13 protein-coding genes are annotated in these 13,707 nt (G+C 70.1%); 5 read left to right on the top strand and 8 right to left on the bottom strand.

Features of this window, described 5'->3' with window-relative positions; translation table 11 throughout:
* Positions 1-53 precede the first annotated feature (53 nt).
* Entirely contained in the window at positions 54-1,778 is a 1,725-nt protein-coding gene (locus ACH492_RS01230) for a PucR family transcriptional regulator (RefSeq protein ID WP_398981514.1), read from the top strand.
* Between the two features lie 283 nt (positions 1,779-2,061).
* Here ACH492_RS01230 and ACH492_RS01225 read toward each other — a convergent pair whose 3' ends face one another.
* Entirely contained in the window at positions 2,062-2,676 is a 615-nt protein-coding gene (locus tag ACH492_RS01225) for a hypothetical protein (RefSeq protein ID WP_398981513.1), read from the bottom strand.
* A gap of 657 nt (positions 2,677-3,333) precedes the next feature.
* Here ACH492_RS01225 and ACH492_RS01220 point away from each other — a divergent pair.
* Entirely contained in the window at positions 3,334-4,188 is an 855-nt protein-coding gene (locus tag ACH492_RS01220; protein WP_398981511.1) for a hypothetical protein, read from the top strand.
* A gap of 16 nt (positions 4,189-4,204) precedes the next feature.
* Here the strand turns inward: ACH492_RS01220 and ACH492_RS01215 are convergent, their stop codons facing one another.
* The 3 genes from ACH492_RS01215 to ACH492_RS01205 form a co-directional block, all read right to left on the bottom strand.
* Positions 4,205-4,633, bottom strand: coding sequence for a pyridoxamine 5'-phosphate oxidase family protein (locus tag ACH492_RS01215; RefSeq protein WP_398981509.1), 429 nt, complete (start codon positions 4,631-4,633; stop codon positions 4,205-4,207).
* A 65-nt stretch (positions 4,634-4,698) separates the two neighbouring features.
* Positions 4,699-5,058: a hypothetical protein gene (locus ACH492_RS01210; RefSeq protein WP_398981507.1), complete on the bottom strand. Its 360-nt coding sequence runs from the start codon at positions 5,056-5,058 to the stop codon at positions 4,699-4,701.
* A 70-nt stretch (positions 5,059-5,128) separates the two neighbouring features.
* A complete protein-coding gene (locus ACH492_RS01205) occupies positions 5,129-5,326 on the bottom strand; it encodes a hypothetical protein (protein ID WP_398981505.1) in 198 nt (65 codons plus the stop codon).
* Positions 5,327-5,526: 200 nt separating this feature from the next.
* On the opposite strand from ACH492_RS01205, the gene ACH492_RS01200 reads away from it, so the two are divergent.
* The gene (locus tag ACH492_RS01200) at positions 5,527-6,363 is read left to right on the top strand and encodes a MerR family transcriptional regulator (RefSeq protein WP_398981503.1); all 837 of its coding nucleotides are present in this window, start codon (positions 5,527-5,529) and stop codon (positions 6,361-6,363) included.
* Here ACH492_RS01200 and ACH492_RS01195 read toward each other — a convergent pair.
* Positions 6,312-7,943, bottom strand: a complete 1,632-nt coding sequence (locus ACH492_RS01195) for an alpha/beta hydrolase (RefSeq protein ID WP_398981501.1) — start codon at positions 7,941-7,943, stop codon at positions 6,312-6,314. The two genes, ACH492_RS01200 and ACH492_RS01195, sit on opposite strands and share 52 nt — an antisense overlap.
* Positions 7,944-8,149: 206 nt before the next feature.
* Positions 8,150-8,968, bottom strand: a complete 819-nt coding sequence (locus tag ACH492_RS01190; protein ID WP_398981499.1) for a GntR family transcriptional regulator — start codon at positions 8,966-8,968, stop codon at positions 8,150-8,152.
* Between the two features lie 149 nt (positions 8,969-9,117).
* Here ACH492_RS01190 and ACH492_RS01185 point away from each other — a divergent pair, with 149 nt between their 5' ends.
* Together ACH492_RS01185 and ACH492_RS01180 are read left to right on the top strand one after the other, a co-directional pair.
* Positions 9,118-9,963 carry a (2Fe-2S)-binding protein gene (locus ACH492_RS01185; protein ID WP_398981497.1) on the top strand — a complete coding sequence of 282 codons (846 nt, stop codon included), beginning with the start codon at positions 9,118-9,120 and terminating at the stop codon, positions 9,961-9,963.
* Between the two features lie 210 nt (positions 9,964-10,173).
* On the top strand, positions 10,174-11,253 hold the full coding sequence (locus ACH492_RS01180; RefSeq protein WP_398981495.1) for a DUF2637 domain-containing protein: 1,080 nt from the start codon (positions 10,174-10,176) through the stop codon (positions 11,251-11,253).
* Between the two features lie 50 nt (positions 11,254-11,303).
* On the opposite strand, the gene ACH492_RS01175 is transcribed toward ACH492_RS01180, so the two are convergent.
* Positions 11,304-11,768: an ATP-binding protein gene (locus tag ACH492_RS01175; RefSeq protein ID WP_398983221.1), complete on the bottom strand. Its 465-nt coding sequence runs from the start codon at positions 11,766-11,768 to the stop codon at positions 11,304-11,306.
* A gap of 137 nt (positions 11,769-11,905) precedes the next feature.
* Positions 11,906-13,648: a pyruvate dehydrogenase gene (locus tag ACH492_RS01170; protein WP_398981493.1), complete on the bottom strand. Its 1,743-nt coding sequence runs from the start codon at positions 13,646-13,648 to the stop codon at positions 11,906-11,908.
* Positions 13,649-13,707: the final 59 nt, after the last annotated feature.

The raw sequence follows: 13,707 nt of genomic DNA, 5'->3' as shown, positions 1-13,707 counted from the left end.
AAAACCGTGGCCAGGGGCCACCGGCAACAACGAGACAGATCGGCGGCGACGAGATGCGGCTGCGCGCACTTCTGGAAACCGAAGCGCTGGGGCTGCGGCTGCTCGGCGGCGAGGACGAACTCGACCGCGGTGTTCGTGGCGTGATGACGACCGACCTGCGGGACCCGAGCCGGTATCTCTCGGGCGGCGAACTGGTGCTGACCGGGCTCGCCTGGTGGCGTACGGCGGCCGACTCCGAGCCGTTCGTCCGGATCCTGGCGGGTGCAGGGGTGGCAGGTCTGGCGGCCGGTGAGGCGGAGCTCGGAGACATTCCCGGTGATCTGGTCGAGGCGTGTTCGCGCCATCGGCTGCCACTCTTTGCAGTCAATGAATCCGTTGCATTTGCGACGATCACGGAGTACGTCGTACGCCAGGTCTCGGGTGAGCGGGCCGGTGATCTCGCGGCGGTGGTGGACAGACACAGGCGGCTCATGACGTCGGGACCGGCGGGCGGCGGACCCGAGGTCGTACTGGACCTCCTCGGCTCCGACCTGGACCTCCGGGCCTGGGTGCTCTCCCCCACCGGACGTCAGATCGCGGGGGCGGGCAAGCCGCTGCCGCCCGCGGTGAGCGCCGCGCTGGCGGGCGAGCACCTGGCCGCCACGCGCACCGGCCGCCGAGGGCCGCACCGGGCGACAATCGGCGGAGTCACGTACTCCCTCTTCCCTATCCGGAACGCCGGTCGCGGGGCCGTCCCCGCCTCCAGGGACGTACGCGAGACCGTCCTGTCGGACTGGCTGCTGGCGGTCGAGGCGGACGCGAGCGACTGGCCCGCCGCCCGTCTTGACCTGCTGCAAGGCGTGACCCAGCTGATCGCCGTCGAACGGGACCGGCGCGAGGCGGCCCGTACGGTACGGCGCCGGCTCGCCCAGGAGGTCCTGGAACTGGTCCAGACGGGCGCCGCGCCCGCCGAGATCGCGGCCCGGCTGCGGGTGGCCGCGCCGGTGCTGCTGCCTGGCCTCGGGACCGCGCCGCACTGGCAGGTCGTGGTGGCCCGGGTGGACTGGGGTCAGGACGGCGCCGCGGGTGCGGGGGTGGCGGCCGGCGGGACGGCTACGGCGATCGAAGCCGGGCCTGTCGCCCAGTCCCTGCTCGAGGAGATCCTGGTCGACCCGGCGGCGGCGGGACCCGACGCCACCGACCGGATTGCGGTCGCCCACACCGGCGAAGAGGCCATCGCACTGCTCCCGCTGCCTGCCGTCCCCGCCGACCCGGACGCGCCCGACGCCGGGTCCACTGAGGCCGGGCTGCACGCGGACGCGCTGCTGAGCTCCGTACGCGACCCGCTCTCGGCCGGCCTCGCCGACGACGGCAGGCTCACGCTGGGCGTCTCCGCCGCGGTCAGCTCGGCGGAGGGGCTGCGCGGCGCGCTGGAGGAGGCCCGCCACGCCCGCCGCGTCGCGGCGGCCCGCCCGGGCCGGGTCTGCGCGGCGGGCCACCACGAACTGGCCTCGCACGTCCTGCTGCTCCCCTTCGTCCCGGACGACGTCCGCCGCGCGTTCACGGCCCGCCTGCTGGACCCCCTGCGCGACTACGACCGCCGCCACCGCGCGGAGCTGATCCCGACGCTGGAGGCGTTCCTGGACTGCGACGGGTCCTGGACGCGATGCGCGACGCGGCTGCATCTGCATGTGAACACGCTGAGGTACCGGGTGGGCAGGATCGAGCAGCTGACGAGCCGTGATCTGTCCCGGCTGGAGGACAAGCTGGACTTCTTCCTGGCGCTGAGGATGAGCTGAGGTCTTTCTTTGGGGGGCGGGGGTGCGGGGCGCCGCGTGCGGGCTTTGGGCCCCTCCGGGCTCGACTCCTCGGGGTTGGCGTCAGGATGAGGCTGTGCCAGTCGCTCCACGTCGGGTGGAGGCCTGAGCGCAAGCGTCAACGGAGTGGTCGTCGGTCTTCAGCGGCTTGTCCTCACCGGCCGTGGCCGCCTTGTCGTCCCAGGCGTACGACGGCATCTCGGAGAGCAGGCCGTGAAGGCGCGGTGGATCGAGAGGCGGCCTCGCGGCCGCTGGTCACCTCCCCCTAGCAGTCCTCGCCGAACTTGACCGCGCTGATGGTCACAGGCTGCCCATCGAGCTTGTTCCCGGCCGCCGGATCGGTCCCGCAGACCTGCCAGTTCGATTCGAGGAGCACCATGCGGTCCTGCCCGCTGCTGTCTTTGACAGTGAGGCTGGTCGATGAGTCGAGGGTCTGGCGTGCAATCTTGACGGACTTGCCCTTCAGGTTGGGCATGGTGCCGCCTGCTGCTTCGGGCTCGTCCTGGTCTCCGCCCGCGGGGCAGTCCTCTTCGATCTTGACGGTGCCAAAGTCGACCGTGGCGTTGGTCGGGTGATTGCCGGGGGCGGGGGTCTGAGAGCAGACCTTCCAGTTCCTGTCGAGGGCCTGCATACGGCCGCGGCCGAGAGCGTCGTGGGAGTCAAGGGTGTAGAAGCCGGCTGCTTGCGCTTCGTCTTGGGCTGACTGGAGGCCCTTGCCGACGAAGTTCGGCAGGGCTGCGGTCTCGGTGCCGCTGTCGGAGGCGGGCGCTTCGTTGTCCGCCGTCTTTGTGCTGCCCGTCGAGGTGTCGGTCGTTGGGCCGCAGGCGGTGAGTGCGGCGAGTAGGAGCGCGGCGGCGGCCGCGGTGGCGCGGGTGCGCATGGTCCCCCCAAGGACATAGCGGATGAGAGAGCCCATCATCGGGGACCGGTGCGTCGTCCGGGGTGGAAATGGTGAAGTCCCACACAGAGGTGAACCTGTCGACTATGTCCGGGCACACCGGACTTGGGGACAAGATGCGGGATTGATCGCGTAAGTGCAAGCCCGGCCAAGCGGTGTGGCGGGTCACCACGGCCCCTGGTCCGCGCCCGCTGCGCGCGGAGTACCAGCGGGTGTGCTGCTCCCCCGCCTCGTCGGCGTCGGCCGGCTCCTGCTCGTCGGCGTACAGCTGTTCAAACCCGCCCGGCTCGTGCGGGGGTGCAGCAGCCGACTGCTCCGGGGCAGGCTGCGGTGTGGCGTCGGGGCCCACTCCCATGCGGCGGAGGAAGCTCCGGATGCGGTTCTCGTCGGGTGGAAGATGCCGCCTCCCCCGGCTTACCGTTCGTTGCGGTCACCCGTGGCGGTCCTGGCGAGATCCACTTTGTTGACGCCGATGCCGCGGCCGACGTCCCAATCCTGACCGTACCTTCGCCACTGAACGACGGGGCCACCTCGCGCTGATCTCCCCGGCAACGGCGCCCGCGGCGACCCCATCGGCCGCTGACCGATTGTGAATTCATTCACCTGACCCCTTGGCCTGGCATGGCCATCCATGCTGAGATGCGACAGACTCAACAGCTCAATGGCGTGCTCGGGGAGGGCAATGTGGCGCATACCGCCATGTCTGGTTCCGGAACCACTGCAGGTGACGATCCACTCCAGACCGCGGTATGGCGGCTGCGCTCGCGCGGCTGTTGGACCGATGCGGCAGCTCTGCTCGAAGCCCACACAGCGAATCCCGCCGCAGCACTCGAACGGGCCGGACTGCTCGTCGAGCGCTGTCTGTTCACCGCCGACGGCTGGGCCGAGGCGGAGGACGCGCTGCGTACGGCGGAGGCCGTGGCCCAGGACGACGAGGAGCGCGGCGGCGCGGCGAGCGAGCGCGGGCGGCTCGCGTACGCGGCGACCCGCCTCGGCGTACGCGACCGTGCCGACGAGGCCCGCTCCGCGCTCGGCCGGGCTGCGGCGCTGCTCGCCCCCACTTCACCGGGACGCCCGCTGCTCGACTTTCGCCGCGGCCTGGTCGCGGAGCACATCGCGGACTCTCCGCAGGCCGCCCGTGCCGCGTATCAGCGCGCACACGCCGGAGCCACCGCGCATGGGGACGCGCTGCTGCTCTCCTTCACCTGGCACCACCTGGCCGGACTCGCCCTGCGCGACGGGCAGTTGGCGGAAGCGCGGCACGGTTTCACCGAGTCGCTGCGGATCCGCGAGGAGCTCGGCTATCTGATCGGCACGGCACCGGTGCTGGCCTCGCTCGCCGACTGCGAGCCGGAGCCGGAGGCGGGCCGACTGCGGGCGGAGGCGGGCCGGCTGTTCCGCCTGCTGGGCGGCGTACCGGTGTGGCTGGCGGGCCAGTTGTCATCTTCGGCCCCGGCCCAGTCCTCCCCTCCGCAGCCCGAGCCTGCCGCATGACCGGAGGCGGGCCCGCTCACGCCTCGCCGAGGTCCGAGCTGATCCAGCGCTGCGGCCGCATGTGGATGACCACCTGCTCGCCGTGCTCCTTCCAGGCGAAGTCGACGTAGCCGTCGACCTTTTCGGCCGGGAGGTAGCGGGCCGAGATCTCGACGAGCTGTTCGCGGGTGGCCGGGACGGTCTCGATGACGGGGCCTTCCACGCAGACGTACCGGACGGTGGGCGTGACGCGGTCGACCATCAGGCTGAACCGTCCCGCCCGGGCGATCAGAGCGGCCTTACGCGAGTCACGCCCCGTCATGATCCAGATGTCGCCGCCAGGTGCGTACTGGTACCAGATGGGCACGGTGAGCGGAGCCCGCCCGTCCTCGCCCGCGTCCACCGCCAGCGCGGCGATGTGGGGCTCACCCAGAAACTGCTCACGCTCTTCACGGGTCAAGGCCACGAATATCTCCTTCGTACGGATTCGGGGGCGCTCCCGGACGGAGGCCTCCTACCCAGCCTCTGCTCCTAGCCGACCAGCCAGGAAAGGGACTTGGCCGGATTCATCACGACCAGAACGACCCCGACGACCACGAGCACCCAGAAGACGCCCCAAACCCTGCGCCGCCGCGCCTGCCGCTGCTGGGACGGCCACGCCCGCCACGCGTCAGGTTCCGCCCGAACCTGATTCCCGCGCTTGCCCCAGCCCCGCACTCTGCCGTGCCGCCGCGCGGCCTCCTCGTCCTCACGCCGCAGCCGCTCGGTCACCATCCGCGCCCGCGCGGACGGCTCCTTGGGCGCGGCGAGGCGTGCGGGCCCTTCGCTCTCGCGCTGGAACTCCTCCCACGCCTCGTCGGGTATGGACGACTCGGGCAGCTCCGCGGACATGAATGACCCCCCACTCGATGGACAATCCTCTGGCCAAAGGTTAGCGGCGAGCTCGACGCGGCAGCGTGGCTCAGGACTCGGCGGTCGTGATGACGCTCCACTGGCCGACCTCGTGGTAGTTCGAGTCGTAGACGACCGAACCAGTGCCGGGTTTCAGGTCGTAGTGGTGGAGGTTCCCGCCCCAGTACCGCAGGATCCGGCCCAGCTCGCCGGCGGCGCCCCCGTCAAATGCTTTGTCACCCATATCGACTTCGAGAAGAAACTTCACTTCTCGCCTCCAGTACCAGATTTGATCGCCGATGGCGATGTGGCCACCGGCTCGTGGCTTCAATCATTTCATTGAAGTGCTACGAGGGACTTTTGAGGCAGAACCCCTGGCCATCGATCAGAAATGACCGAAAAGTCTCAACCCGCAGTGAGGCGGTAGGGTGTGCCGTCCCGCGCACAACAGCCAGGAGGCGAGGCGGTGTGAGTGACCGATTGCGGGCCATCGACCTCGCGCGTACGGCAGGCATCTCGGTTCAACAGGTCCGCAACTACACAGAGATGGGGATTCTGCCGCCGGTCGAACGCACCGCCGGCGGCTACCGCATCTTTACGAGCGCCCACGCCAAGGCGCTCGTCGCCGCCCGGGAAGTGGCCGCCGGTCACGGCTGGAAGACGGCCCGTACCGCCATGCGTGCCGTCCACGACGGCGACCTGGAGACCGGGCTGGCCGCACTCGATGCCAGCCACGCCGAACTGGACAGGGAGCGGGCTGAACTCGCCATGGTGCATGATGCCCTCGACGCAATCCTGGCAGGCCGGACCACGTCCGGGCCCACGTCCCGGCAGGGTATGCGCATCGGCCAGGTTGCCGGCGCTGTGGGCGTACGGCCACCGGTGCTCCGTCTCTGGGAGGCCCGCGGTCTGCTGCTACCGGGCCGTGAAAAGTCCACGGGATACCGCGTCTACCCCGATTCCGAGGTGCGGATGGCACACGTCGTCGCGCTTCTACGACGCGGCAACTACCCCCTGGCCACCGTGCGCGCGGTCCTTGATGAACTGCGCACTACCGGCAGCCCCGAGCGAGTGGGCGAAGAGCTGGCCAACCGCGAACGGGATCTGCACCGCCGAAGCCTGCACCGACTCAGGGCCTCCGCGGCCCTGTACACCTACGTTCAGCAGCTCGGACAGCCTCAGGGATCGGCGGCAGCGGCACCGGGCAGCATCCAAGTCATGGGGATGGCACCGGGCGCTTCCGAGGGCTCCAGTCAGGAGGCGAAGTCGGCCATCCCGCCCCCGCCCGTGGTTACGCCGCCGTGAGGCTTGGGTGCGCGGAAGGGGGGCGTGTCCTGTTGGCACGTTGTTCCGGCCGGCGGGAGGGTGCCGTCGATGAAATAGCGGCTCTCGTATTCCTTGACGCAGCTGCTGGGGTTGATCAGTGCGGTGTGCCCGTACCCGCTGTTGGTGAGCAGGCGGGCGTTGGCCAGCTCTTTGGCCATGGCCTGCGAGCCCGAGTAGGGAGTGGCGGGGTCGTAGGTGGTGCCGACCACCAGGACGGGGTGCGCCGTCGGCTTGTTCCACGGACCGCTATAGCGGTTGGCCGCTACGGCCGACCAGTCGGCACACCCCTCGGTGGCCCAGGTCCAGAAGCGTCCGGCGTCGCCCGCACGGGTGGCGCTGGCCTCCTCCAGGGCGTGGTAAGCACCGGGGTCACGCGGATTGGGGCTGTCGCCGCAGAGCACCGCACCGGCCTGTTCATCGCCCGTGTACGGATTCGGATTCGGGACCGGTGGTGCGGGTGGGGGTGGGGACGGCTCCGGGACGCGGCCCTGCCAAAGGTTCTGCAGCCTGCCGGCGAGGTCCGTCCATCCGGGGTGGACAACGTAGAGGCTGCTCACTGCGTCACTGGCCGTACGGCCATAGGTCCACGCGCCCACGGGATGCTCCCGGAGCCGCCGCAGCAGCTGGTCGAACTTGTCCCGGGTAGCTTTCGGGCTGCCGGCTGAGAAGGCGCAGCGGGCGGTGGTGGTGGACCCGCACAGGGCGAGGAACCTGTCCAGGATCGCTGCCGCGCCGCGGTCCGCGCCCATGCGCAGGAATGTCGTGAGCCGGGGGTCCTCGTTGGACGCGTGGTTCGTCCAGGCCTGCGGGTCGATGTTGCTGTCGAGGGCCAGAGCGCGGACCTTGTCGGGGAACAGGTTGGCGTAGGTCGCGCCGAGGATCGTGCCGTAGGAGATCCCGAGGTAGGTGAGTTGTGGGTCGCCCACCGCCTGGCGGAGCTGGTCGAGGTCGCGAGCGGTGTCGGCGGTCGACACATGCCGCAGGAGCTCGGGGTCACGCTGCTGGCATCGCCGGGCCAGATCCTTGTACGCGGCGATCCAGGTCGTCCGCTCCTTTTCGCCCGCTGGGAAGCCGCCGGCCGGTTTGCTCGCACCCCAGGCGTCGGCTTCCTCGGGACTCTCGAAGCAGTTCACCGCGGTGCTGTTGCCGATCCCGCGGGGGTCCCAGCTGACGATGTCGAACCGCTCCCGCACCTCCCGGGGGAAAGCCTCGTAATTCTGTGGCATCTGCACCGTTCCGGGCCCGCCGGGGCCACCGGGGTTGAAGAACAGGGTGCCGATGCGCCGTCCGGGGCCGGTTGCCTTCCGTTTGACGACTGCCAGCTCAATGGTGCGACCACCGGGGTTGAGGTAGTCCAGCGGCACCCTCGCCGTCGCGCAGTCGAATGGACTGCCCTTGACGCAGGGTCTCCAGTCCAGCTTCGGGGCGGGCACAGAAGGCGGCGGCGCGCCGCGGGCCGGAGCGAGATCCGGCCCGGTGAATATCGTCGAGCAGACCACCGCCGCGGCGAGGGCCGCCGCATGATGCCGGCGGCTCGCTATGGATCCGGGTATGTGCATACTCCGTCCGTCCTCCTTCGTGGCTGAGCGCCCGATGCCACCAAGGTCCTGGACGTCGGCACGCATCCGCATCAACAGCACCGCGGTCCGACAAGGCGCACAAGCCAACCGCGGCCGAATGCGCGAGCTGCTCGAGGGCGCGTACATCGCCGGCCGCTCCAGGCAACGTCACGGCCGTGCGCGGCGCACTACTGTCCTAGGGGCCGTCAGCCGTCCGCGCCCGTGAAGTGCTCCCGCACCAGCGACCGCACCACCGCCAAGTCCTGCGCGGTCAGCGCCTCCAGCAGTGCCATGTGTTCCGCCGCGTCGGCCACCAGGTCCGCGCGGCGCATGGCGGGGGCGCTCGTCAGGGGCCATTGGGAGCGGCGGTGGAGGTCGTCGGCGACCATCACCAGTTGGTGATTGCCGGACAGTGCGAGCACCGCGCGGTGGAAGGCACGGTCCGTTTCGGCGTAGGCGGCGCGGTCGCCGGTGGCCGCAGCCGCCGCCGTTGCCTCGGCCAGGGGACGCAAGGCCGCCCAGCGGGCGGCCGGGACCGTGCGGGCCAGGCGGAGCATGACCGGGACCTCGATCAGGGAGCGGACCTCTGCCAGGTCGGCCAGTTCGCGGGCGCTGCGTACCGTGACGCGGAAGCCGCGGTTGGGGACGACCTCGACCGCGCCCTCGATCGCCAGTTGCTGCATCGCCTCGCGTACGGGCGTCGCCGAGACGCCGAAGCGCTCGCCGAGGACGGGGGCGGAGTAGACCTCGCCGGGGATCAGCTCGCCGTCGACCAGGGCGGTGCGCAGGGCTTCGAGGATCTGGCCGCGGACCGAGTGGCGCTGGACCGTGCGGGGCGCGGTGCCGGGAGCAGGGGGCTCGCTGTGGGTGTGCTCGCCTCGCGCGTCTTCCGGGGCGCGGGCGGACTGCGCCGGAATGCGTGGCTGCGCGGGGCCCGGGCGGTCGGGTGGGCTTGCCTGTCCGGGGACGCGGGCGGACCCGTACGGCTGCGGCAGCGCGGCATCGCGCGCTCGGGCCTGCTCCACTCGGGTCCTCCTCCGGCTTGGTGCCGGGCCCGGCACCAAGCGCAGGGCCCCTGTGCACCATAGGCGGACGGTGCAGCAGTTCAAACATCGAATGCGTCGGGTAAGGTAAGGCTAACCTGCTAACGATCGCGATTCGGTGGTCCCTCAGCATGAGCGTTCCCGCCCCGTTGCCCGCCCTTGCCTCGCCCTTCGGCGAGGCGTACGCGCGCCTGGCCGAGGTCTTCCCCGGGCTGCGTGTGCGGGAGCTCACGGAGGGCGAGCGGCCCCCGTCCGGCGCGGGCTGGGTGGGCGCGGCCGAGCTCGCCGGCGGAGGACCCGCCCTCGACGCCTTTCTTGCCTGGGACAACGCTCAGGTCCTGCGGGACTACGGACAGCAGGCCCGCCCCGACGTGATCGCCAGCTTCGGTCTGCACCGCTATGCCTGGCCCGCCTGTCTGCTGATCACGGTCCCCTGGTTTCTGCACCGCCGGGTGGCGCGGGCGCCCGTCGAGGACGTCGCCTTCCACCGCGCGCGGGGGCGGATGGCGGTCCGGGTGACAGAGTTCGCCTGCCTGCCGGACGACCCCGCGGCACAGCTGCCCGGCGCCCGAGTCGTACCGGACGAGGAGGCACTGCGCGCCGAGGTCCGCGCCGCCGTCGCCGAGCACATCCGGCCCGTCCTGGACGGCTTCGGGCAGCGGATGCGCCGCGGCAAGCGCGCGCTGTGGGGCATGGCGACCGACGAGATCGTCGAAGGCCTTTGGTACGTCGCGCATCTGCTCGGCGAGGAGCAGCGCGCGGTGGCGGAGCTGGAGCGGCTGCTGCCGGGGACCACCAAGCCGTACGTCGGGACCGCCGGCTTCCGCGAGCTCACCGGCCCGGGCGGCGAGCTGCTGCCGACCCGTGACCGGGCCAGCTGCTGCCTCTTCTACACCCTGAGGCCCGAGGACACCTGCGTCACCTGTCCGCGCACGTGTGACGCGGACCGCGTGGACCGGCTGCGGCCGAGCGTCTGATCTCCCGTTTGCCGGTTGACACGCCATCCGACTGGGTGATGTAAATCGAACCAACTCCCCTTGCTCATACGGTAGTTCGAAGGAAACGCACCTATCCGTATGCCGTGGCGCCCCATTGGCGTTCTCTTGCCCCGAAACCCCTTGAGGGCGCTGGGACTTCGGCCACTATGGCGGCCGAAACGCTCTACCGCGATGCAAGGGACACCGCCCATGAGACTGACCGACATATCGCTGTGGCTGCTTCCTGGCGGCGTGATGCTCCTGGGGTGCCTGGGCGCGGTGACGGTGTTCACACGCGGCAAGCGCGCCGGTGACAAGGCCTCGGCCGACGACACCTGGGAACGCAGCGAGGAGCGCCGACGGCGCAAGGAGGCGATCTACGGAACGGCCTCCTATGTGCTCCTGTTCTGCTGTGCCGCCGTCGCCGCAGCACTCTCGTTCCACGGCCTGGTCGGCTTCGGCCAGCAGAATCTCAACCTCACCGGGGGCTGGGAGTATCTCGTCCCCTTCGGCCTCGACGGCGCCGCCATGTTCTGCTCGGTGCTGGCCGTGCGCGAGGCCAGCCACGGTGACGCTGCGCTCGGCTCGCGGTTGCTGGTGTGGCTGTTCGCGGGCGCGGCCGCCTGGTTCAACTGGGTACACGCACCCAGGGGGTTCGGCCACGACGGGGCCCCGCAGTTCTTCTCCGGGATGTCGCTGTCGGCAGCCGTCCTGTTCGACCGGGCGCTCAAGCAGACCCGCCGGGCGGCGCTGCGCGAGCAGGGCCTGGTGCCCCGCCCGCTGCCGCAGATCCGCGTCGTTCGCTGGCTGCGCGCTCCCCGGGAGACCTTCGGCGCCTGGTCGCTGATGCTTCTGGAAGGCGTGCGCACCCTGGACGAGGCGGTGGAGGAAGTCCGCGAGGACCGGCAGCTGAAGGAGCAGAACCGCCTGCGGAGGCGGGACCGGGAGAAGCTGGAGCGGGCGCAGATAAGGGCACTGAACCGGCAGCACCGGGCCTGGGGGCGCGGGCGCCACCGCCTGTCCGAACTACGCTCGGAGCTTCCCGCCCTGGGCTCCGCAACCGGTTCGACACAGGCCGCCTCGGGCAGCGTCGGGTCCGTCGCGGAGCCTGCCATAGCCGAGCCGGGACAGCTGCCATTTCGTTCCCGTCCCTCCCTGCAGGCCGTGAAGGCGGCCAACGGCACTGAGCCGCACACGGTCGACCTCACCGCCGAGGACGACACCCTGACGCTGCCGCGTCTCGACTCCCTGGAGCGGAAGCTCAGGGATCTAGAGCGGCAATACGGGTAGAGGCCGAAAGCCCGTCGGCACACAGTCACGCGAAGGCCGGTCTGCGACTGTCAGGCCGGCCTTTCGCGCAGCTCGAACCAGACCACCTTGCCCACGCCGTGGGTGCGCACACCCCACGCGTCCGCGAGACTCTGCACCAGGACCAGCCCTCTGCCGTGAGTGCCGAGATGCGCTGCTGCCGGCACATCCGGTACCGGCAGTCCGGCCATGAAGTCCCGTACCTCCACGCGGAGTGTGGAGGCGGCGACGGTGGCCGTGACCACCGCGCCGTGATCGGTGTGGACCAGCGCATTGGTCACCAGCTCGCTGGCGAGCAGCTCGGCCACCTCCGCCGTGTCCTGCTTTCCCCAGTGCCGCAGCAACTCCCGCAGCGCACGTCGTACTTCAGGGACAGCGGTGAGATCCGCGCAGCCTAATCGGCGGCGCAGCCGACCGCCGCCCGGGTCTCCCTCCGCCCCAGGTTTCCTGCCGTGTCCGCTCGCTGCAGGCCCGGCACCTCCCTGACGCCCAGTCATCATCCCCACCCGCACGTCGGACAACCCTCTCTCCGGAATGGCCCCTTGTGTCGAATACGTTCACGGAAATGCATGCCCCGCGCGGACAGCGCCACTCATGCCGATTCATGTCGATTCCTCAACCAACGGCAGCGGCGTCAGAGCCTTGGTACATTCCGCAGATTGGAGCGGGCCATCTGGACCATCCGGCCTACGCCCCCGTCCAGCACGATCTTGCTGGCGGAGAGCGCGAAGCCCGTCACCATCTCCGCGCTGATCTTCGGCGGGATGGAGAGCGCGTTCGGGTCGGTGACCACATCCACCAGGGCGGGGCCCTTGTGCCGGAAGGCGTCCTTGAGCGCGCCCGCGAGCTGCTTGGGCTTCTCGACCCGTACGCCGTGCGCCCCCGCCGCCCGCGCGATCGCCGCGAAATCCGGATTGCGGTTGCTGGTTCCGTATGACGGGAGTCCCGCGACCAGCATCTCCAACTCCACCATGCTCAGTGAGGAGTTGTTGAACAGGACGATCTTCACGGGGAGGTCGTACTGGACGAGGGTGAGGAAGTCGCCCATCAGCATGGTGAAGCCACCGTCGCCCGACATCGAGACGACCTGTCGGTTCCGGTCGATGAACTGGGCGCCGATGGCCTGCGGCAGGGCGTTCGCCATCGAGCCGTGGCTGAACGAGCCGATGATCCGGCGGCGGCCATTGGGCGAGAGATAGCGGGCCGCCCACACATTGCACATACCCGTATCGACGGTGAACACCGCGTCTTCGTCGGCGAGTTCGTCCAGTACGGAGGCGACGTACTCGGGGTGGATCGGGACGTGCTTCTCCACCTTGCGGGTGTACGCCTTGATCACACCCTCGAGCGCGTCGGCGTGCTTCTTGAGCATCTTGTCGAGGAACCTGCGGTCCGCCTTGGCCCGCACGCGCGGGGTGAGACAGCGCAGTGTCTCGCGTACGTCGCCCCAGACGGCCAGATCCAGCTTGGAGCGGCGGCCCAGGTGTTCGGGCCTGACGTCGACCTGAGCGATCTTGACGTCGTCGGGGAGGAAGGCGTTGTACGGGAAGTCCGTGCCGAGCAGGATCAGCAGGTCGCACTCGTGGGTGGCTTCGTAAGCCGCGCCGTAGCCGAGCAGACCGCTCATGCCGACGTCGAAGGGGTTCTCGTACTGAATCCACTCCTTGCCGCGCAATGCATGCCCGACCGGGGACTTGATGCGCTCGGCGAACTCCATGAGCTCGGCGTGCGCGCCCGCCGTGCCACTGCCGCAGAAGAGCGTGACCCTGTCCGCATCGTCGATCATGCTGACCAGCTTGTCGATCTCCGCATCTCCAGGTCGCACGGTGGGACGGGAGGTGACCAGGGCGTGCTCGATCGACTTCTCCGGGGCGGAGTGCGAGGCGATGTCGCCGGGGAGCGAGACGACGCTGACGCCGCTCCGGCCGATGGCGTGCTGGATCGCGGTCTGCAGCAGGCGCGGCATCTGCTGCGGGCTGGAGATCAGCTCGCTGTAGTGGCTGCACTCGCGGAACAGCTGGTCGGGGTGGGTCTCCTGAAAGTAGCCGAGGCCGATCTCGCTGGAGGGGATGTGCGAGGCGAGGGCGAGCACGGGGGCCATGGAGCGGTGGGCGTCGTACAGCCCGTTGATGAGGTGGAGGTTGCCCGGGCCGCAGGAGCCGGCGCAGGCCGCGAGCTTCCCGGTGATCTGGGCCTCGGCGCCCGCCGCGAAGGCGGCGGCCTCCTCGTGCCTGACCTGGACCCAGTCGATGGCGGAATTGCGGCGGATGGCGTCGACGACGGGGTTGAGGCTGTCGCCGACGACTCCGTACAGCCGCTGGACGCCGGCGCGGACGAGGATGTCGACGAACTGCTCCGCCACATTCTGCTTGGCCATGGGATGCGTACCCTTTCTCGGCTTGGGGCTTGAACATCCATCAACCCATGGCGGGGTCG

Source organism: Streptomyces sp. NPDC019443 (assembly GCF_044389785.1).
GTDB lineage: Bacteria > Actinomycetota > Actinomycetes > Streptomycetales > Streptomycetaceae > Streptomyces.
The sequence above is the reverse complement of the archived record's forward strand: the minus strand, read 5'-3'. Positions and strand labels throughout refer to the sequence as shown.